General features: G+C 48.9%; 17 protein-coding genes. 5 read left to right on the top strand and 12 right to left on the bottom strand.

Going from position 1 to position 19,496, the window contains the following annotated elements; genetic code table 11:
- Nucleotides 1-24: 24 nt before the first annotated feature.
- The 10 genes from AACZ19_RS05385 to AACZ19_RS05340 form a co-directional block, all read right to left on the bottom strand.
- On the bottom strand, nt 25-1,233 hold the full coding sequence (locus tag AACZ19_RS05385) for an amino acid ABC transporter substrate-binding protein (RefSeq protein WP_339631885.1): 1,209 nt from the start codon (nt 1,231-1,233) through the stop codon (nt 25-27).
- A 377-nt stretch (nt 1,234-1,610) separates the two neighbouring features.
- On the bottom strand, nt 1,611-2,438 hold the full coding sequence (locus tag AACZ19_RS05380) for a phytanoyl-CoA dioxygenase family protein (RefSeq protein ID WP_339631883.1): 828 nt from the start codon (nt 2,436-2,438) through the stop codon (nt 1,611-1,613).
- Between the two features lie 25 nt (nt 2,439-2,463).
- A complete protein-coding gene (locus AACZ19_RS05375; protein WP_339631881.1) occupies nt 2,464-3,669 on the bottom strand; it encodes an amino acid ABC transporter substrate-binding protein in 1,206 nt (401 codons plus the stop codon).
- A gap of 1,043 nt (nt 3,670-4,712) precedes the next feature.
- On the bottom strand, nt 4,713-5,816 hold the full coding sequence (locus AACZ19_RS05370) for a M56 family metallopeptidase (RefSeq protein WP_339631879.1): 1,104 nt from the start codon (nt 5,814-5,816) through the stop codon (nt 4,713-4,715).
- Entirely contained in the window at nt 5,806-6,201 is a 396-nt protein-coding gene (locus tag AACZ19_RS05365; protein WP_339631877.1) for a BlaI/MecI/CopY family transcriptional regulator, read from the bottom strand. Before AACZ19_RS05365 ends, AACZ19_RS05370 begins: the two co-directional genes overlap by 11 nt.
- A gap of 445 nt (nt 6,202-6,646) precedes the next feature.
- Nucleotides 6,647-7,444: a carbohydrate ABC transporter permease gene (locus tag AACZ19_RS05360; protein WP_339631875.1), complete on the bottom strand. Its 798-nt coding sequence runs from the start codon at nt 7,442-7,444 to the stop codon at nt 6,647-6,649.
- Between the two features lie 4 nt (nt 7,445-7,448).
- Nucleotides 7,449-8,315 (bottom strand): sugar ABC transporter permease, encoded by an 867-nt coding sequence (locus AACZ19_RS05355; protein ID WP_339631873.1) that lies wholly within the window; start codon nt 8,313-8,315, stop codon nt 7,449-7,451.
- Between the two features lie 4 nt (nt 8,316-8,319).
- Nucleotides 8,320-9,396, bottom strand: coding sequence for an ABC transporter ATP-binding protein (locus AACZ19_RS05350; protein ID WP_339631870.1), 1,077 nt, complete (start codon nt 9,394-9,396; stop codon nt 8,320-8,322).
- A gap of 1 nt (nt 9,397) precedes the next feature.
- Entirely contained in the window at nt 9,398-10,465 is a 1,068-nt protein-coding gene (locus AACZ19_RS05345; RefSeq protein ID WP_339631868.1) for an ABC transporter ATP-binding protein, read from the bottom strand.
- A 127-nt stretch (nt 10,466-10,592) separates the two neighbouring features.
- Entirely contained in the window at nt 10,593-12,326 is a 1,734-nt protein-coding gene (locus tag AACZ19_RS05340) for an ABC transporter substrate-binding protein (RefSeq protein ID WP_339631866.1), read from the bottom strand.
- A 469-nt stretch (nt 12,327-12,795) separates the two neighbouring features.
- Here AACZ19_RS05340 and AACZ19_RS05335 point away from each other — a divergent pair, with 469 nt between their 5' ends.
- Nucleotides 12,796-13,176 (top strand): VOC family protein, encoded by a 381-nt coding sequence (locus AACZ19_RS05335; RefSeq protein WP_339631864.1) that lies wholly within the window; start codon nt 12,796-12,798, stop codon nt 13,174-13,176.
- A gap of 121 nt (nt 13,177-13,297) precedes the next feature.
- Here the strand turns inward: AACZ19_RS05335 and AACZ19_RS05330 are convergent, their stop codons facing one another.
- Nucleotides 13,298-14,194 (bottom strand): DMT family transporter, encoded by an 897-nt coding sequence (locus AACZ19_RS05330; protein ID WP_339631862.1) that lies wholly within the window; start codon nt 14,192-14,194, stop codon nt 13,298-13,300.
- Nucleotides 14,187-15,635 carry an NAD(P)/FAD-dependent oxidoreductase gene (locus AACZ19_RS05325; RefSeq protein ID WP_339631860.1) on the bottom strand — a complete coding sequence of 483 codons (1,449 nt, stop codon included), beginning with the start codon at nt 15,633-15,635 and terminating at the stop codon, nt 14,187-14,189. Before AACZ19_RS05325 ends, AACZ19_RS05330 begins: the two co-directional genes overlap by 8 nt.
- A 176-nt stretch (nt 15,636-15,811) precedes the next feature.
- On the opposite strand from AACZ19_RS05325, the gene rfbF reads away from it, so the two are divergent.
- The 4 genes from rfbF to rfbC are packed head-to-tail and all read left to right on the top strand — an operon-like array spanning nt 15,812 to nt 19,431.
- Nucleotides 15,812-16,585, top strand: coding sequence for a glucose-1-phosphate cytidylyltransferase (gene rfbF, locus AACZ19_RS05320; protein ID WP_339631858.1), 774 nt, complete (start codon nt 15,812-15,814; stop codon nt 16,583-16,585).
- 12 nt (nt 16,586-16,597) lie between these two features.
- Entirely contained in the window at nt 16,598-17,668 is a 1,071-nt protein-coding gene (gene rfbG, locus AACZ19_RS05315; RefSeq protein WP_339631856.1) for a CDP-glucose 4,6-dehydratase, read from the top strand.
- A gap of 3 nt (nt 17,669-17,671) precedes the next feature.
- Nucleotides 17,672-18,910: a class I SAM-dependent methyltransferase gene (locus tag AACZ19_RS05310; RefSeq protein WP_339631854.1), complete on the top strand. Its 1,239-nt coding sequence runs from the start codon at nt 17,672-17,674 to the stop codon at nt 18,908-18,910.
- Entirely contained in the window at nt 18,907-19,431 is a 525-nt protein-coding gene (gene rfbC / locus AACZ19_RS05305) for a dTDP-4-dehydrorhamnose 3,5-epimerase (RefSeq protein ID WP_339631851.1), read from the top strand. Before AACZ19_RS05310 ends, rfbC begins: the two co-directional genes overlap by 4 nt.
- Nucleotides 19,432-19,496: the final 65 nt, after the last annotated feature.

Raw genomic sequence — 19,496 nt, 5'->3', positions numbered from 1 at the left:
GATCCTCCAGGCTTGAAAAAGGACCTACTTGATCATTTTCATTTCGGCATTAGCGATTGATCCTGGATACAGAACTTTGATCTCTTCACCCTGAACCTGGATGATTGGCATTTCGCGGCCCTGGTTCATTCCATTGTCTCCGAAATCAATCGGGCCGTAGAATGTCAGGATATTAGTTGCCGCCAATGCCTCCCGGACAGCTTGCTTATCCTTGGACCCTGCAGTCTGAACCGCGTTTACCAGCACATCCGCAGCGGCAGCGCAGGAAGCGTGCACATAATCCGGGTCAGACTTGTAGGCAGCTGTAAAATCAGCGTAGAAATCTGCTGTTGCGCTCCACGGGCCCACAGCATCGGTATAGGCAGTCGAGTGATGCCACCAGGTTGAGCTCGTCACCCCGTCTGCAAGATCACCCAATCCCTCTGTAAACTCTCGATAAGCCGGGCCGGTTACCATGGTAACAATCGGAGTAGTAACCCCCATGTCTGCCATCTGTTTCCGACCCAGGATCAGGTCCTGCGTATATCCGGTCATGTACACCCAGTCAGGGTTTGCTGACTTTATGGCGGACACCGCAGCCGAATGATCCATGGTACCGACGGCATAAAGCTCGTTATACACAACGTCAAGGCCACCGGATTCCGCAGACGCCGCCAAAGCCGTCGCCATCGCTTTTGGGAACACGTCATCTCGGCCGTAGACAGCCACCGTCTTAAGATCAGGCGACTTTTCCTTGAAAAACTCCACCATGGATTCCGTCATGCCGGTATTCGGGGCGAGAGTACCGAAAAGATACTTGAAGCCCTGATCATACACGGAAACAGAAGATGCAACACATGCCAGCATCGGCACTTGATAACGCTCGGCGACCGCCGCAATAATTTTCGTGTGACCAGAACCAAAGGGCGCCATGATCACATCGACATTATCATCGGTAATCAGCTTTTCGGCCAGTTGGCCGGCCCGCTTGCCATCCGTCTGGTAATCATACTCAACGAATTTGACTTGCATTTTCTTACCGTCGACATCGATACCACCGGCGGCGTTGATTTTATCAAGCCAGAGTTTCCAGACATCCTGCTGCTTTTTACCTTCATCCGCCAGACCACCTGTCAGGGCTAACGGCGCGCCGATAACCAGGACATCATCTGCCGCAGAGGCTGCTCCAATATTGCCGGCCATCGCCAGTCCTATTGTCACAGCAGCAACCTTCAGTTGCCTTTTCAGTATCATATTCATAACCATCCCTTTCTTCCAGTTTATTTTAAGTCCCCGACTGCCATGCCCGAGGCGGCTTCTTCCAGTAGGAGCTAGCAAGAGATATGCCAAAGTCGTAACTATAACTATTGTAACTACAATTTTGAAAATGAGCGGACACAAGTCCCTAAATTTGTTTAATTTTTAACCATTAAGAGAGAACCTGATTAGGAAATAGGCAGGCCAAAAGGCGGCATATATATCCCGGACATATAAAGAAGGCGGCCCGAACAATCCGGAACCGCCCTCCTACTGCAAAGACAGACTTCGTCATTAAGCGCCGGAAGAAGGCTCACGCAGTCTTTCAAGCTCGGTCACAGCAAAACACATTCTGATTTTTCTACTAAAGATACTCAAAGTTTGCCACTTTTCGCCGCTTGTTGAACTTCTTTGCTCTGATACCGCGACCACATATTTGTAAGGAAATCGAGTGTGATCGGATCAAGATCGTACCTCGGCAATGGATCATCATCCCAGTAATTGAATTTATCCTCTCCACGGACGCGCAACGCTGTACGCCGGCCCAATGTAGAATCGACATGCGCACCGATGTAGAAGAATGCCAGCCCGATACGGCGGTCATCAGAGAAATTACCCAAACTGCCATGAGCCGTCCGGACGTGATGCATGGAAAACTCACCGGGTTCCAGCTCAAGATATTCAGCCTGACTATCATCCACGCCACGGATTGTCTGGCCTTTGGCAAGCAGGTTCTTAGGATCGTACGTCTCGTCGTGTTCAAGGTCATCGCCGAGGTGCGATCCCGGAAGCACGCGCAAACCGCCATTGCTTTTATTACTGGGCGTAAAGGCAAGCCAGACCGTCACAGAATCATTGGGCTTCAGACCATAGTAAGCCGAATCCTGATGCCAAGACACGAACCTGTCACTTTGGGCAGCCTTGGCAAACATGGAAGAACCAAAAAGCATAATATTCGGCCCAAGAAGAGATTCCACAGCGTCCAGAATAACCGGGTTCCGGGCGAGATCGACCATCCAGGGGGATACAACATGCGCTTTGATTTTCATACGCTTGTTGCAGTCCTCCTGAAGGCTATCCTCCATGGCTTCCAGTCGGCGCCGACAATCAGAGGCATGGGCGGTTGAAATGGCCCGCCGCTTCATGAAATATCCGTCACGCTGAAAAGCCGTAACTTCATCTGGCGTCAAATATCCGCTCATCTTCATACTCCTCGAGTGCGCATTGCTAGTTCAAAAGCATTTCCGTTGTTGCCAGTTCCGCTGGAGACAGAATCACCGGCTTGCCGCCCTGGATTTGTATGATTGGCAAGTTACGATTATCATTCAGGCCATCTTCGCGGAACTTGATAGGCCCATAGAATGTCTTGATATCGAGATTCTGAAGTGCCGTACGCACGGCATCACGATCCAGCGTTCCTGCAGTTTCAATCGCTTTTTGCAGTGCAATCATAGCTGCCGCAGAAGATGCATGGACATAGTCCGGATCCTCACCAGAGGCCTTTTGAACCGCTTCATGAAATGCTTGTGAGGTACCAAATACATCATCTCCGGAGTACCCTGCGGAATAGTGCCACCAAGTCGCACTGGTCACGTTTTCGGCGAGTGGCCCAAGATTTTCCACAAACTCGCGATAGGCCGGACCGGTGATCATTGTCACGATGGGAGCCTCTAGGCCCTGCTCCGCCATCTGCTTGCGGACGAGAACCAGATCCTCCGTGTAGCCGGTTACATATATCCAGTCCGGAGCGGCAGATCGCATTCCGACCGTCGCCGTTGCATGATCAAGCGTTCCAACCGGGTACAGCTCCTCATACACGACTTCAAGTCCGCTTTCCTTCGCACCCTTTGACATCAAGGTCGCCATGATTTTCGGGAAGACGTCATCACGACCGTAAATGGCAATTTTTTTTGTATCTGGTTTTTTCTCAAGGAACAATTTTAGCATGCCGTCAATAAGACCGCCGGACGGCGCCAACGTGCCGAACAGGTTCTTGAACCCTTGGTTATGAACCGGCTCGGAAGACGCAACTGCGATAATCGGCACACCATAGCGCTCTGCTACACCCGCTGTAATCTTGGAATGCCCGGATCCAAAAGGCGCGGTGAGGAAATCGACCTTGTCGTCAATAATCAACTTTTCGGCCAGCTGGCTCGCCCGCTTGCCATCCGTCTGATAATCATAGGTGATCAGTTCTACCGGCATCATCACTCCGCCAACATTGATACCCCCTGCCGCGTTGACTCGTTCCAGCCACAGGTCATATGCCAACTTCTGCTTCGCCCCTTCCGCTGCAAGTCCACCTGAAAGTGCTAGCGGCGCCCCGATTTTAACCACGCCATCGGCCGCCATCGCAAGCCCTGCCGATCCCAGGGTAAACATAGCAACTGCCATCACCGTTAATCGAAGTCTTCTCAAAAAGCCCTGTTCCATATCAACACCATCCTTCCTGTTCAAAGGGTTCCAAAGACAGCCTTGTCAGGGCTGGCCATTTGAATATGAAAGCAAGAGACATGCCAAAGTCGTAACTACTACTATAGTAACTACTTTTTTATTGAAATAGCCTATAAACTCTTAAATAATGTAGGAAATTTGGACAGAAATGAAGCGCAATGCACCAAAAATGGGCATGGTTTATTGAGCAAATTTATTGCCTATCAGACGTCGCGCCCATTAATGCGAGTATTGAATTTGATCAATTTAATTTCTGATTGCGGCATTATGATAGTTGAGCAGCTACAGAACAGTGTTGTCTTTTCAGGCGTCTACTAAGCGAAACACATTCTGCAAGGAATTTTTCTTCACACTATGTATCTTCTTCACGCCATTCATCCACAAATTCTTCGAACCTGACCGGAGCCGCGCACTTTCTTTGTCGCCGCGCGATTTCTTCTTCAACCGCCTGACGAGCATGCCGCGCAGTCATGACCGGGTGGGCAACGATGATGCCGATAGAAGATTTTTTCACCGAAGAAGACTAATTCAACGCCGGATCCTTTTCCACAAACGTAAAGCCCTAATATTATGTACCAATATTTAATAGAGTTTCAGGCACAATTGCCCATGAAAATTGGCGGCAGACCGTAATTACCGAGGATACTCGATTCTATAAAATCCCATATTTTCTCTATCCTTGAGGCTCATCGCCTATCCTCTTTGATCATAATCATGCTATTTGTAATCATCAGGTCCCGGGTTCGACTCCTGGTGGCGGCACCACATAAGCCCTTGAAAACACATCGTTTTCGAGGGCCTATCTGTTTATGGATAACTTGCTAAAAGCTGCTAAGGTCGCGTATTCTAGTATTGAATACACCTTATACATCTATGATATACACGGTTGGTGATCGCGGTTCCATCTCACTGCAAAACCTAGCGCCCGGCATTAATTCTGCATTCCCGATGACCAAAACTATGGGACTTATATACTAAACAAGCTCGACTTAACCGCATCCCATTTGCGTCGTTGAGCCGATTTACCGAGAAACCCTATTAATTGTATTCATACGCTCCAAATTAATTATGGTCGACAGCATTAATCGATCATGTGACCAGTCCTTTGGATTTTGCATTAGAACGGATGTCGTGAATACAATTCCAAAAACTGATATAGAGGCAAGGGCGGATACTAATTTTGAGCCTTTATTTCCATGCTCGTTCGTCATCATTAAAATGCGTTTGCGCAAGAGGCTTCTTTTCGATTTCTCAGAATCGCACATGTCGACAAGTGCAACGGATGGCAACCGGGTACGACGGCTAAGATTTGATTTGGCTTGGGAGCGGCTTGCTCTCAAAAGACATTCGCAATAGGCTCTTATGCCGTAAGAGGAGCGATTGACTATAGTCTGGTCACAAGCATATTCTCGCAATCGCCGTACTTGGGCACACCATATATAATAAACAGGATTCCAGAAGAATAATGGTTTCAATGCTTCCAGGAAAAACTCCCATTCAATGTCCTTTTGCCTAAAGTGTTGCAATTCATGCGTGATAGCAATTTTCAGGTCAAGTTGGCGCGTCAAAGTTTCTTCCGGGATTACAATATAGCGGCGCGTCAAGCCACGGGTAGAGTAAGGAACAGAGACTTCATCACTCACTAAAATATATACATTGCCTATGCGTTTTAATAGATAACTATCGTTAAGCTGAGCCAAAAGCCTGCGGCCCTGACACAGCAGTCGGAAAAACAATGCGGCGGAAATGGCGGCAAATGTCCCGACCAGAATCTGGGCGGTTAGAGATTTTAAGCTTGTAATCTCTCTCACTATTTCTTCACGAAATCCGAGCGCTAATTCTAACCGCACGGCATCCATGTGAAAATTTCCATTAAGATAATTCGAGACAACAAGATCGGATATATTGAGTGAATGCTGTGATGTCCAACCACTAAACAAATAGACAAAAATCGGACATAAAATAATGGTGCCTATGCTACCGTTAAGAAGAAAAAGCTGGGTTCTAAAAGTACCTCTCAATCCGATAAACGGAAATATTGCCAAAACAGCAGTCCATACTAAACATGCAACCAATAGAAGTATATTGGCATCAATAAATACATTTAGAACGGTTTCAGGTGTCATTTGTCCTCAGCCTTTTGTCAAGTAAATCCCTTATCTCCTGCAAGGCATCATCAGATAAGTTTTCATCATCAACCAATCGCGCCACAAGTGAAGAAGGCGTGTTATTGAATAATTTTGCTGATAAATGCTGCAAGGTTTTAGATTGATAGTCAGCCTTTTCGATAGTTGGGTAATAAACAAACGACTTTTCTGTTTTAATACTGGTAAGAAACTTTTTCTGTTCCAGAATACGGATAATTGTCGATGCGGAAGTGTAGGCAAGCTCACGGGGCGGCGAAAGATTATTCATCACTTCCCGGACAGTGCCTTTCCCTATTGCCCAGACCGCGTTCATAAACTCTAACTCTACTTCAGTCAGGAGGGTGTTAGCTTTCTTTTGCCGCATCTAAAATATATCCACAAATTAAAACGAGAAAATCGCGACTTGAGCGGTTTATCCGAACTTTCAGGGTGCTTTTGTTCACTATACTAATATTTTAGTTGGCGAGCAACTTCCACCAACCGCTTACACTTTACGAAAGCAAAAAACACCCCAAAGAATAGCGATGCCAAGTGGCCACCAGAGCGGCTGCCCGACAAGGCCAAGCCAGGCAAGAAAAATATATGCCGACCCCAAGAGTGTCAAAAACAAACGATCCCCACGGGTGGTTTTAAGCCCAAGCACCCCCCATCTCTCACTTCGCCCCGGGGCTCTGATTTCCAACACTGTCAATATACCCATTGCAGAAAACAGAGCGATAAAACCGACAGCCGTGGGCCAGGTCCAAGCCATCCAACTTAACATGCCGGGCACCCCATTGCCTTAGTTACAAAATCAGTTACTCTGCACATTAGACCCTCCCCATTGCGAACCCTTTGGCAATATAGTTGCGAACGAAATAGATGACGATCGCGCCGGGAATAATTGTCAGCGTCCCGGCGGCTGCAAGTAGCCCGAGTTCATATCCTGCAGAAGACGCGGTTTTGGTCATGGTAGCCGCAATTGGTTTTGCGGCCACAGCAGTTAGCGTTTTTGCCAAAAGCAATTCTACCCACGAAAACATGAAACAAAAAAATGCGGCAACGCCAACACCAGATTTAATTGTTGGAATAAAAATTGTCGTGAAAAAGCGCATGAACGAATAGCCATCAACATAGGCTGTCTCGTCCAACTCTTTGGGAATACTGCTCATAAAGCCTTCCAAAATCCAGACGGCCAACGGAATGTTAAACAAACAATGCGCCAAAGCGACGGCTAGGTGAGTATCAAACAGACTGATGGATGAATAAAGCTGGAAAAATGGCAAAGCAAATACTGCGGCTGGCGCCATTCTGTTCGTCAAAAGCCAAAAGAATAATGTTCTGTCGCCCAAGAACCTGTAGCGTGAAAATGCATAGGCTGCTGGAAGCGCGACGCATACCGAAATCACAGTGTTCATTGATACATAGATAATCGAATTTATGTATCCCCAATACCAGGTTGGATCAGTGAAAATCGTCTTATAGTTTTCAAAGGTCCAGGTTTGTGGAAAGAGAGAAAAACCTGCGAGAATTTCGTTGGTTGTTTTGAAACTCATCGCCAAAAGCCAATAAATTGGCAGCAAGAGAAACAGGATATAAAGAATTGGAACAATATTTCGCTTCCGCATTTTTCTATCCCTCTTTCGGTTGATTATTCATTACAGAATAGAATACCCAACTCACTAACAAGGTTATTGCAAAATAGATGAGGGACATTGCCGCCGCCGGGCCCAAATCAAATTGGCCAAGTGCTATTTTCACCAGATCGATCGATAGTAATGTTGTTGAATTACCAGGCCCCCCGCCCGTTAAGACGAACGGCTCCGTATAGATATTGAAGCTGTCCATAAAGCGAAGCAATATGGCAATCGTCAAAACCGTCTTCATTTTCGGTAACTGAATATATCTGAATACTGAAAAATTGGAGGCCCCATCAATTCGCGCAGCTCGATAATAATCGTCAGGGATTGAAACCAACCCAGCATAGCTTAGCAATACCACCAATGACGTCCAATGCCAGACATCCATTGTTACAATCGTGATCCAGGCTGCAAGCGGATCCTGGGTCATGTTGTAGGAAATACCCAGTATATTGTTGAAGAAATATCCAAGAAGCCCAATGTCAGGCAAAGTGAATATGTTCCACATCGCACCAACAACATTCCATGGAATTAACATTGGCAGCGCCATGGTAACAAGACATACTGGAACCCAAATACCCTTTCGCGGCATAGAAAGGGCAACGGCTACCCCCAAGGGGACTTCGATCAACAATATCAATCCTGTAAACAGGAACTGGCGCCCGAGGGCCGCATGAAACCTGTCAGAACGCAGTAGTTGTTCGAACCAATCTAACCCTTGCCAGAAAAACACATTGTCTCCAAATGTTTCCTGAACAGAGTAATTTACCACTGTCATAATCGGGATCAATGCATTGAAGGCAACCAGGAGGAGGACTGGTAAAACGAAGAACCAAGCTTTTTGATTATACGCTCTCATGATCTTAGCTTGCCTTTTCTGTTGCTAGCCAGCCATCGCGGTAGATGCGTGTCTGATTTTTCTGAAAAACGACACCTATATTCTCTCCCCTCTGTGGAGCAATATCTTCAACGATGCTGGCAATCTTATACTCGCCTAACATTACCTCGACTACTTTATGACGGCCAATATCGGAAACTTTCATGACCGTTCCCCGCAAAGTAGATTCTCCAAAGGATACAAATTCCGGTCTAATTCCGATTTCGCAATTCGCAGAACCGCCAGTCTTAATTGGACCCTCCAGATCAATGAATTGATCCAAAAACTTTGCAGCACCGTCTTCAACCAAACACGGAATAATATTCATTCCGGGGGAGCCGATAAAATGACCAACGAACGTATGTTCTGGGCGTTCAAACAACTCAACAGGCGTGCCGATTTGAACAACTTGACCTTCATCCATAACAACCACACGATCAGCAAACGTCAGGGCCTCGGTCTGGTCGTGGGTGACATAGATCATTGTTGCATTCACACGGTGGTGCAGTTCTTTAAGCTTGGATCGCAGTTTCCATTTGAGGTGTGGATCAATTACCGTCAACGGTTCATCGAACATCACAACATTTACATCGTCTCGTACTAAACCGCGTCCCATTGAAATTTTCTGTTTATTGTCGGGAGACAGGCCCGAAGCGCGGCGCGTAAGAATGTCCTCGACCTCAAGCATTGCCGCAATATCCGAAACACGCCTTTTTACTGTTGTTTCATCAACACCGCGATTTCTAAGAGGAAACGCCAGATTGTCATATACTGTCATCGTGTCGTAGATGACGGGAAATTGGAATACTTGCGCTATATTACGTTGATCAGGCGACAGCGCCGTCACATCCCTGTCGTCAAACAGTATCTTTCCTTCAGAGGGGATCAACAGGCCTGAAATAATATTGAGAAGGGTCGATTTGCCGCAACCCGATGGCCCCAACAAGGCATAGGCCCCGCCATCTTGCCAATCCAGATTAATTTCCTGCAACGCATAGTCTTGCGGGCCTTTAGGATTGGGTTCATAGCTATGCTTAAGATGCGAGAGTGAGATTTTTGCCATATTATCCTCCCGCTATCTGACCGTCTAAATCAAAATAAAAACATTTCGAAATATCCATATAGAATTTGTGCTCAGTGCCGATTTCAAAATTATGGACTCCATGTGCGAGAGATACCCATGTCTCATCCTCCATTTCGAAATGGGCACTACTTTCGGAACCGCTTAATTCAGTGACTTTTACCAACCCCTTCAGAACAACATTCCTCTGATCTGACATTTCAGGCCGCACATAATATGGCCTGATCGCTATTAGATAATCCCCGTCTGCCAAATCTTTCGTCTGCTCATTCACGGGCCATTTTGCCACTTCCCCCATATTAATGAGGTCCCCCTTCTTTTTAATCTGGGCGCAGTTAATAGGAGGATTTGAAAAGACGCGTGCGGACGCCAGATTTGATGGCGTTCGATAGATTTCAGAGGTCGGACCAAACTGTGTCACGCGGCCATCGTCAATAAGGCCGGTTTTGCCGCCAAGTAAAAGGGCTTCCTCAGGTTCAGATGTCGCGTAGACAACAACGGCACCGCGGCCGGCAAAAAGTTCTGGTAATTGTTCACGAAGTTCTTCACGCAATTTATAATCAAGATTTGCCAGAGGTTCATCTAGAAAAACCGCATCGCTATTCTTGGCGATCGCGCGGGCAAGTGCGCAACGTTGTTGTTGCCCGCCTGAAAGCTGGTGCGGGCGCCGGTTAAGGAATGGACGAAGCTGCAGAATATCCGCTGCTTCTTCTACCCTGCCTTCTATTTCAGACCGTGCCATGCCGGCCACACGCAATGGTGACGCAATGTTGTCGAACACTGTCATATGCGGATAATTAACAAAAAACTGGTGCACAAGGCTGATATTTCGTTTTTGGGTACTTACCGAAGATATATCCTTGCCATTCATAATAATCTGGCCGGAGGCCAATGGGTCAAGTCCGGCCATCAATTTTATAAGAGAGGTTTTTCCAGAACCGGTCTTCCCAAGTAAAACATTAAATTGACCGGGCTCAAGCACTAGGCTTGTAGGCTTGATATAGGTATGGATACCAACTTTCTTGGTAACTTTTCTTAACTCAAGTGCCATGTGACAATTAGCCCCTACATATCAAGCATATTAATAAACTAATAGATTATTCGCAATTGAAGTGCTGAGGTCCCGAGGGACCTCAGCTTAGATAGAGTCATTTTGCTCTGCTTGGTGTTGGGCTAATCTATTTCTGCCAGCGTTTAACAAGTGCGTCGTAATTCACTGTTTCACCAGCAGGTTTTTCATTGTCAAGTTTCGCTTTTGCGCCACCTTTACCCAACCATTCGGATGGATCTTTCGGTTCGTTCAAGCGAGGCCCACAACCGCCATATACATTTGCGCTTTCGTCAGCGCGCTGCATACGAGCCATTGTAATATCCATTTCTTCGGCTAAACGATCCATCGCTTCTTGTGGTGTAAAAGCACCGGAGTTCACATCACCAATTTGTTGCCACCAAATTTGAGCAAGTTTTGGGTAATCAGGAACATTGATACCTGTTGGTGACCATGCAACCCGATCAGGCGAGCGATAGAATTCTACCAGGCCGCCAAGTTTTTCTGAGCGTTCAGTGAATGAATCATGGTTGACGGAACTATCACGAATGAATGTTAAGCCAACATGAGATTTTTTCACGTCAACAGTTTTAGACACAACGAATTGTGCGTAAAGCCACGCCGCTTTTGCGCGGTCAAGAGGCGTTGACTTCAGGATTGTCCATGAACCCACGTCTTGATACCCGACTTTTTGCCCTTCTTCCCAATAGGGGCCATGTGGTGAAGGAGCCATGCGCCATAGAGGCTTTCCATCGGCATCAACAGTATTATTTCCTTCGGATTGAGGTTTTACCATGTCAGCCGTAAAGGCCGTATACCAGAAAATTTGCTGAGCGACATTTCCTTGCGCAAGTGCAGGTAATGACTGGTAAAAATCATATGATGCTGCACCTGGAGGCGCATAAGACCGCAGCCATTCATCCCATTTGCGAATAGCGTAGACTGCAGCGGGACCATTTGCGGCGCCACCACGTGAGACAGATGCGCCGGTAGGATTGCATGTACCAGCTTCCATACGGATGCCCCATTCATCAATAGGTACGCCATTTGGCTCACCTTTCGAACCCGCTCCCGCCATTGACAGCCATGCATCCGTCATACGCCATCCGAGATCGGGAGCGCGTTTACCGTAATCCATGTGACCGTAAATCGTCGTCCCATCGATTTCTTTGACGTCTTTTGAGAAAAACTCTGCAATGTCCTCGTAGGCTGACCAGTTTACCGGCACGCCAAGGTCATAACCATATTTTGCTTTGAATGCGGTCTTTAAGTCTTCACGATCAAACCAGTCTTTGCGGAACCAGTATAGGTTGGCAAACTGTTGGTCAGGGAGCTGGTATAAATCACCGTCCGGACCAGTAGTAAACTGCGTACCCATGAAATCTTCAAGATCCAGCATTGGATTTGTTACATCTTTGCCATCACCTGCCATGAAGTCGGTAAGGTTATATGCAAGCTGTAGACGAGAATGCGTACCGATCAAGTCGGAATCATTTACATACGCGTCATAAAGATTCCTTTTTGTCTGCATCTGTGTTTGCACAGCCTGCACAACTTCACCTTCACCGAGAATTTGGTGATTGACTTTAATGCCGGTTATTTCTTCAAACGCTTTGGTTAGAACTTCTGATTCATATCCATGTGTTGGGATACCCTCAGACAAAACGTTAATTTCCATACCGGAAAAAGGTTTTGATGCATCAATAAACCACTGCATCTCAGCCATTTGTTGTTCTTTGCTGAGTGTAGATGGTTGAAACTCATTATCGATCCATTTTTTCGCGGCGGCTTCATCTGCATGTGCCGCTGCTGTTCCCGCCATGACAGCACAAGCTGCCACAGCAGAGATAAGGTATTTACGCATCGTTCTTCCTCCCAAGGTTTCAATGCGCCGAGTTTGTCGGCCAACTAAGGTTTTGGTAGTTCGCGTATTTTGTCAACTAATTTTTTAGTAGATAAAAATCTGCTGCTCTATCTATTTGATATTTAATAAAAGAATTAGAGGGCGTTTGAATTTTCTGCTAATATATGGATCTTCAACGTAGAGTTTATCGCAGAATCTAACTTTCTGAGGAGTATTAGTAATTCGACATTCTCCCATCCAGTATTGACACTGTCGCGATCAAACCTTGATCTGTGTTTTACATCCGCAGTGGCGAGGAAAGCGAGAGTCATACCTACTAAATCCTATTTTACTATTCTAATGCGGGCCAATTGGGTCAAGCATGGACCTTAATATGGGCCGACGGGTTGTTGTTTGAATTACACGAGTAATCAGAATAACATGACCAACGAACAACCGATTGCATGTACCCAAATTATCAGGAGTTAGAATGTTTAGTCATATTATGGTTGGAGCGAATGACGTTGAGACAGCAAGGGCCTTTTACGATGCAATCCTTGGAGAACTCGGGCATAAACCGGGTGTGATTGACAGTAAAGGCCGGTATTTTTACCGCACAAAAACAGGCGTGTTTGCGATCAGCAAACCTATCGATGGGGAGCCCGCCTGTAACGGTAACGGCAGTACGATCGGTTTTGCGGCATCTGACAGCGAGGCGGTAGACAACTGGCATGCCGCCGGCCTGGCAAACGGCGGCGTTACCTGCGAGGACCCTCCCGGTGTTCGGGAAGGCGCCAACGGTAATCTTTATCTCGCCTATCTACGTGATCCATCGGGCAATAAAATATGCGCCCTGCACCGTATGGGATAAGCAACTCAAGTAACTCTGTCTACGATCGGCACAAATATTCTTTGAGGTGACACATAGGATTATCCGGGAGGGGATGCGGGATACGGCGGGATGACAATCAAATTTATTCGGCGATATATACTTACTTCACAGCATTCTTCCGAGCACGAACAATTTCCCGCCATCCCAGCAATAGTGCCCCGGACAGGATAACGATCGCGCCCAGAACGCTGACCCAACCCGGAATCGCACCGAATATCCAGAAATCGTATATTGCCGCAAAGATCAAAGTGGAATAGGAGAACGGCAGGGCAAAGCTCGCATCGCCGCTTCGCATCGACTGGATAAACAGCGACTGGGCCGATATCATGACAAGACCGATTGAAATCAGCGCTCCCCATTGCAGAAACGACGGCGCTGACCAGACAAAACTTGCAGCCGCACAGGCGATAACAGCGCCGATGCCGTTATTGATCAACAGAATTTGTAGTGGTGGTTCGCGACCCGTCAGCTTTTTGATCAATATGACCTCCACACCCATGCAGAACGCGGCCAGCAGCGCGATAAAGGCGGCGGGGTCGAAGGCCGCTGTGCCCGGCCGAAGCAGTATCAAGGCTCCTATGAAGGCGATGAAGACGGCGAGCCAGCGGATAGGTCCCACCTTTTCCCCTAAAAGCGGGATGGCGAGAAGCATGCCGAAGACAGGGTTCAGGAAACTGATGGCCGTCGCATCGGATATCGGGATCCTTACGACAGCCGCAAACATGAGGCTGACCCCGGCCCAGCCGAAAAAAGACCGGCCGAAGTGGAGTTTGATCGCCGGCGCGTGAATTTTCGGGCGCAGGAAGGCCGACGCGCAGAGGAGCCCGGAGAAGCCAAAGATGAAACGACCGGCGCTTACCTGGAGCGGATGCAAGGGCTCGCCCAGAAATCCGGTTCCCAAGGCCTTTGCAAGGATCGTTGTCGCCGCAATCAGCGCGCAGGCGCCAAGCATCATAAGCGCTGAACGAAGCGGGTTCAGGGTTCCTGCGCTAAACATGGCGAGTGGCGGAATCCTCTTCCCGCCATTCATCTCCCAGCAACTCCGGATCGTTATAGGCGTAGAAATCTTTCAGGTGAGCCTCCGCGCCTTCCGTAAAAAACTGGATGGAGAGCGCGCTCACGAGGCGGTCCGCGCCGACATTGACGCCCGGAATATCACTACTCACCGCTGCATGGCTAAGTGTCGTCGCTGCATTGAACAGATGAATCTGACCAAGATAAGGCGCGCTGCCCTTTTCCTTTTCAAGAAATTCAAAGCCCGGCCCAAGATAGGGAAAGCGGCCCAACTCTTCATTCGCGATATCCTTTGGCGGGGTGTAGCAATCCTGCCAAAGCAATATCTGGTCAGCGAAATCCGCAAGTTCTGCCTGCTGTTTAATATCAATTGCGTACCCCGTACCGAGAATGACGAAGTCTCCGGTAAACTCCGCTTTATCTGTGACAAGCGTGACGTCCCGATCACCAATCCTGACATTCTTAACACCAGCACCGGTATGGATGTGAAAATTCGGATACTCTTTTAGCCGCAGCATGGATCGGCGCGGGGCAGCAACTTGCGATCCCAGCCCATGGTGAAGGAACCGCCAGCGCATCTCATCATTCAGATAGTGATATCCCCGCAAGAAACCGGCATAGGCAATGCTCTTGAATTTATTCAGCCTCGGAATTGTCTCTGAGCGCATCAGAAGATGCACTTCACTCGCCCCGTTTTCGAGGGCGACCGCGGCATTATCAACAGCCGAAGCGGCCCCTCCGATCACGAGAACATTCTTTCCTTTCAAGGCGGTAAAATCGATCATCTCCTCGGTATGGGCATATAACTCTTTCGGAACGTCCTTAAAAATATCCGGTACCCGAACGCCGCCGAACGCCGCCCGCCCTGTTGCCAAAACCAACCGCCGGGCAAGGACGTCAAACTCCCCCTCCGGGTGTGACAACTGAAGCCGCAGTAGATCGCCATCGGGAATTATCTTCTTGAGGGTGCTATAATTCTCAATTGGAATTTTTAGCACATGGCGATACCACCGCAGATACTCCATCCATGTTTCCCGGGGAATGTGTTCCAGTTCTTCCCACGCTTTGTCATCCACCTGAGTGCGGTACCATGACTGGAACGTAAGCGAGGGCAGCCCCATATGCGGACCGGGCAAGTGCTTGGGGGATCGCAAAGTCCTCATCCGTGCAGTTGTGACCCAAGGCCCCTCGCACCCCTCGTTTCCGCCATCGAATATCCGGAAATTTGAAATCCCCTCGCGTGTGAGACCGAACGCAACGGCCATACCACACATGCCACCACCAATGACGGCCACATCCAGAACGGCTTCTCCTTTTGACCCTACCACTGGTTTGACCCAGTTTTCCGTCGGATAATTCAAATATTTCAACTCACGTTGAATCTGTCTTTCCAACGCTGCAAGACCGTATTTTTCCTGTTTCATCACAACTGCTTTATTATTTTTATACGAAGGCACAGCATAAGGCCGTTTTCCGTAAAATCATCCGAAAACATACAAAGGGCATAACTTGACAGCGGCAGCTGATATTGAAATAAGACTTACCAACAGGGCGCCGCTTGCTTAAGATGACGTCATCGCGGAAATACAAGGGGATATCGTTGAAAGCAGTAATCTTGGCCGGAGGACTCGGCACCCGCATTTCGGAAGAATCCCACCTTAAGCCGAAGCCAATGATCGAAATTGGTGAATACCCGATCCTGTGGCATATCATGAAGATTTATTCCCATCACGGCATCCATGATTTCATTATCTGCGTGGGTTATCGCAGCTATGTGATCAAGGAATATTTCGCCAATTATGTGCTGCATCGCTCTGACGTGACATTCGATCTTGAAACCAACCAGATCACCTATCATCACGCGACCGTCGAGCCATGGCGGGTAACGATTGTGGAAACCGGTGACAAGACAATGACCGGAGGACGATTAAAGCGCGTCGCCCCCTATCTTGATCCCGGCGAACCTTTTTGCATGACGTATGGCGACGGTGTTGCCGACATCAATATCTCGGATCTTATTGAATTTCATAAATCGGAAAGTCGAGAGGCCACCTTAACTGCCGTCGCGCCGCAGGGGCGTTTTGGCGCAACCATAATTGAAGGTGGAGAAGTCAAGAAGTTTATTGAAAAACCGGCAGGCGATAACGGCTTGATCAATGGGGGCTTCTTCGTTTTGGAGCCTTCCGTCATTAACAGAATTGCCGGAGACGATATGCCATGGGAAAGCGCGCCCCTCATGGGCTTGGCCGCGGACGGGCAGCTTTCTGCATTTCACCATACGGGTTTCTGGCAGCCGATGGATACGCTTCGTGAAAAGATATATCTTGAAAATCTCTGGATAAGCGGCAGAGCGCCTTGGCGGATTTGGGATTAAGGTCAGGATCGAATGGTGAAATCCGCAAACGTCGATCCCAGCTTCTGGAAAGGGCGCCGGGTATTGCTGACCGGCCATACCGGTTTCAAGGGGTCCTGGGCGGCAGCTTGGCTTTGCAAGATGGAAGCAGAGGTCACGGGCCTTTCCCTGCCGCCGGAATGTGAGTTTTCACTTTACGGCAGCATTGCAGAAAAACTTGCGCTCAATTCCCATTTCGTCGATATCCGTGAGCGGGAGCGGCTTAAAGAGGTCGTTCAGGAGAGCAATCCCGAGATTGTCCTACATATGGCGGCCCAAGCGCTTGTCCGACGGTCCTACCGGGAGCCAGTCTCCACCTTCGAGACCAATGTTATGGGCACAATCAATCTGTTGCAAGCCCTCTTTGAACTCCCCGACCTTCGCGCCGCGCTAATTGTCACAAGCGACAAAGTCTACCTGAACAATGAGGACGGACGGGCCTTCAAAGAGACGGACCCGCTTGGTGGAGATGATCCCTATTCCTCTTCCAAGGCGGCCTGTGAAATTGCAACGGCATCTTTTGCGAAAAGCTTTTTCGCCGACGGAAATGTCCGGGTCGCCACGGCCCGCGCAGGCAATGTAATCGGCGGCGGTGATTTTTCTGAAGATCGGCTCATTCCCGATATCTGGCGCGCGGCGCGAGAGGGCAAAACGGTCACGCTCCGCTATCCGCACGCGACTCGCCCTTGGCAGCATGTGCTGGAATCCGTCTCCGGTTATCTTATCTATTTGCAGGCGCTCGCCGGAGAAAAAGGCGCCGAATTGCCGAAATCCCTCAATTTCGGTCCCGCGGACGGCGAGGTCGTCACCGTTGGCCGGATTGCCCAGCAGGTGCAGAAAGCCTTTGGTATTGAGGGCGACTGGGGGCTAATCAATAATGAGCAACCTCCGGAAAAATCCTTTCTGGCGCTGGATGCCAGTCTTGCGGCGCGAACGCTCGGCTGGCGGACAAAATGGAACGGCGATGAGACATTAACAAAGACGGTCGACTGGTATCAGGCCTTCAGCGATAATCAGGATATTCATGCCCTTACCCTCACGCAGATTGAAGATTATGAGACCTAGCCGATGAATACCGATTTGAACTGCCGCTTTTGCCATCACGCGTTGACCCAGACTTTCGTTGATCTGGGATCAACGCCGCTTGCCAACAGTTACCTTAGGCAAGAGCGCGATATCGCGGCGGAGAAGTCCTATCGCCTGCATGCGCGGGTTTGCGGGAACTGCTTTCTGGTGCAGGTCGAGGACGTGGTTCCGGCGGAGGATATTTTTTCCGACTACGCCTATTTTTCGTCCTTCTCCAGCAGTTGGGTTGAACATGCGAGGGCTTTCGCCGATAAATTGACGCAGAAGCTCCGACTTGACGGCAATTCCCTCGTTGTCGAGATTGCCAGCAACGACGGTTATCTGCTGAAGCATTTTCTGGCCAAAGGTATTCCGGTTCTCGGAATAGAGCCGGCGGCCAATGTCGCCAAAGCCGCGGAAGCCGCTGGCGTTAAAACGGAGGTCGCATTTTTCGGTGTTGAAACGGCGACCCGGCTTGCGAAAGACGGACTTCAGGCCGATCTGATGGCCGCAAACAACGTGATGGCGCATGTTCCCGACATCAATGATTTTATTGCAGGCGTTCCCATCCTGCTTGGTGAATCTGGCGTCTTCACCATAGAATTTCCGCATCTTCTCAATCTGATCGAGAAGGTCCAGTTTGATACCATCTATCATGAGCATTATTCCTATCTCTCGCTTCTGACTGTTGAAAAAATACTGGGCGCGCATGGGTTAGCGGTGTTCGATGTTGAGGAATTACCGACTCACGGCGGATCGCTCCGCATATATGCCTGTCACAAGGAATGCATGCTCTATCCACCCACCGGCGAGCTTGAGGCGGTGCGGGAAAAGGAACATGTTGCGGGGCTCGCGTCTCTTGACGCCTACAGTGATTTCACGCCAAGAGTCGAGGGGGTCCGCGCCGCCCTCCTTGATTTCCTGAACAATGCCAAGAAGCGAGGCAAGAAGGTTGCGGCCTATGGAGCCGCCGCAAAAGGCAACACGCTGTTAAATTACTGCAAAATCGGAACGGAACTGATTGACTATGTCGTCGACCGCAACCCCGAGAAGCAGAACACGCTCCTCCCGGGCAGCCATATCCCGGTTTTTTGTCCTGATAAAATACACGCGGAAAAGCCGGATTATGTTCTCATCCTGCCTTGGAACCTCGCCAGCGAAATCGCCGCGGAAATGGCCGATGTCGCCGACTGGGGCGGTCGTTTCGTTATTCCCATCCCGAAACTTAAGGTCCTTTCATGATTTTCTTGGAAACAGAAATCTCCGGTGTACATCTTGTCGAGCCCGAGTTTATTGAAGATGAGCGCGGCTACTTCACCCGCAGTTTCTGCGAGAGAGAATTCGCCGACGCAGGCATCAAATTCCTGCCCATTCAATGCAATATTTCCTATAATAAGAAAGCATATACATTGCGTGGAATGCATTTTCTTGCGGCGCCTTACGAAGAAACAAAACTCGTGAGATGCAGCGCCGGAAAAATTTTCGATGTCGCAGTGGACATCCGTCCAAACTCACCGTCCTTCAAAAAATGGGTAGGGTTTGAGCTCAGCCGGGAAAACGCCCGTGCACTCTTTATTCCAGCAGGGTGCGCACATGGTTTTCTAACCCTGGAAGACGAAACCGAAGTCTTCTATCAGATGAGCCCCGCCTATGTACCCGGACATGACAGAGGGTTTCGCTGGAACGACCCTGCGATAGGGATTAAATGGCCGGCGGAGCCAAAGGTGATTTCGGCGCGCGATGCAGGGCTTGGGTTTCCTTGATAAGGCGGCAGAACGATAGCCGCCTCGTGTCGTGACCCGCGCAACGGTCTTTACCGAGTGAAAGC

Origin of the sequence: uncultured Sneathiella sp. (assembly GCF_963973085.1) — a bacterium.
Lineage (GTDB): Bacteria > Pseudomonadota > Alphaproteobacteria > Sneathiellales > Sneathiellaceae > Sneathiella.
This window is presented reverse-complemented; position numbering and strand designations above follow the sequence as displayed.

Excerpts from the sequence above, each read along its gene's own strand:
- AACZ19_RS05385 (WP_339631885.1), bottom strand. The coding sequence starts at position 1,233 with ATGATACTGAAAAGGCAACTGAAGGTTGCTGCTGTGACAATAGGACTG.
- AACZ19_RS05380 (WP_339631883.1), bottom strand. The coding sequence starts at position 2,438 with ATGAGCGGATATTTGACGCCAGATGAAGTTACGGCTTTTCAGCGTGAC.
- AACZ19_RS05375 (WP_339631881.1), bottom strand. The coding sequence starts at position 3,669 with ATGGAACAGGGCTTTTTGAGAAGACTTCGATTAACGGTGATGGCAGTT.
- AACZ19_RS05370 (WP_339631879.1), bottom strand. The coding sequence starts at position 5,816 with ATGACACCTGAAACCGTTCTAAATGTATTTATTGATGCCAATATACTT.
- AACZ19_RS05365 (WP_339631877.1), bottom strand. The coding sequence starts at position 6,201 with ATGCGGCAAAAGAAAGCTAACACCCTCCTGACTGAAGTAGAGTTAGAG.
- AACZ19_RS05360 (WP_339631875.1), bottom strand. The coding sequence starts at position 7,444 with ATGCGGAAGCGAAATATTGTTCCAATTCTTTATATCCTGTTTCTCTTG.
- AACZ19_RS05355 (WP_339631873.1), bottom strand. The coding sequence starts at position 8,315 with ATGAGAGCGTATAATCAAAAAGCTTGGTTCTTCGTTTTACCAGTCCTC.
- AACZ19_RS05350 (WP_339631870.1), bottom strand. The coding sequence starts at position 9,396 with ATGGCAAAAATCTCACTCTCGCATCTTAAGCATAGCTATGAACCCAAT.
- AACZ19_RS05345 (WP_339631868.1), bottom strand. The coding sequence starts at position 10,465 with ATGGCACTTGAGTTAAGAAAAGTTACCAAGAAAGTTGGTATCCATACC.
- AACZ19_RS05340 (WP_339631866.1), bottom strand. The coding sequence starts at position 12,326 with ATGCGTAAATACCTTATCTCTGCTGTGGCAGCTTGTGCTGTCATGGCG.
- AACZ19_RS05335 (WP_339631864.1), top strand. The coding sequence starts at position 12,796 with ATGTTTAGTCATATTATGGTTGGAGCGAATGACGTTGAGACAGCAAGG.
- AACZ19_RS05330 (WP_339631862.1), bottom strand. The coding sequence starts at position 14,194 with ATGTTTAGCGCAGGAACCCTGAACCCGCTTCGTTCAGCGCTTATGATG.
- AACZ19_RS05325 (WP_339631860.1), bottom strand. The coding sequence starts at position 15,635 with ATGAAACAGGAAAAATACGGTCTTGCAGCGTTGGAAAGACAGATTCAA.
- rfbG (WP_339631856.1), top strand. The coding sequence starts at position 16,598 with ATGGTGAAATCCGCAAACGTCGATCCCAGCTTCTGGAAAGGGCGCCGG.
- AACZ19_RS05310 (WP_339631854.1), top strand. The coding sequence starts at position 17,672 with ATGAATACCGATTTGAACTGCCGCTTTTGCCATCACGCGTTGACCCAG.
- rfbC (WP_339631851.1), top strand. The coding sequence starts at position 18,907 with ATGATTTTCTTGGAAACAGAAATCTCCGGTGTACATCTTGTCGAGCCC.